1 protein-coding gene is annotated in these 828 nt (G+C 44.1%); it reads right to left on the bottom strand.

Translation table 11 applies throughout. The features are described 5' to 3' along the window. Positions 1–567, bottom strand: a 567-nt coding sequence (locus CIK04_RS24670) for a hypothetical protein (protein ID WP_128824686.1), incomplete at its 3' end; no start/stop codon positions are given. Between the last annotated feature and the right edge of the window lie 261 nt (positions 568–828).

The raw sequence follows: 828 nt of genomic DNA, 5'->3' as shown, positions 1-828 counted from the left end.
GCCACTAACACGCCAATCGCTCTCCCCATACAGATGGCCAGAATCGTAGGCTAAGCCAGCATCAAGGAAAATATCCGTCGATTTCTCTTCCCACGTATTGCCTTCGCGAAACACATCATTGACGTAACCATTGTGGTTTTTCAGGCCATAGCGTTTGTAGGTTTGATAGCTCAATGACGTTCCTGCCAACACACGCCAGTTATCTTGCAGTTTGTAGTGCAGCAAAATGTTGGTTGCCGCTTTCAGATATTCAAACTGGTTGGTTTGAATCAGCGTACCGTTTTTATGCCACTCTTCGGTGGCACTGATCGGCGAAAATGTCGCTAACGCATCAATGGAAAAATCAAAGCGCGCGTTAATGTGGTACAGCCCGCCCGTGTTCAATACGGGGCTCACCACACTGGCATCGGAGTCTAAACCGGGAAACAACTCTTCATACACCACATTTTCAAAGCCAAGGGTAAAGTAAGAGTAACCATATTTGCTCTTATCAAGGGTCGTTTGCGCCTCAGCCGCTGAAGAGCCCAAACACGCACCAATCATGATTAACCTAGCCCACTGTTTCATCTGTTTCTCCTGAAATTTTTGGCCCAGATGTTAACCCTCACTGACCCATTTGCCAACCCCGTTACTGATAAAAAAATTAAAATAAATTTACGGTTTTTTCGCTGTTTTCGAWTGCCTTGAAACYCCCACTCTAACCGGATAAAAAAGCCCCGAAATTCTCCCTTCTTTCGCATGATTTATAAAAAGATGAAAGAAGACTACTAACGATGTGCGTTATTCAATTTAGTCAGAATAAAGAAGCAAAGGACTCTTAGATGAAAA

Source organism: Vibrio sp. 03_296, assembly GCF_002265885.1.
This window is presented reverse-complemented; position numbering and strand designations above follow the sequence as displayed.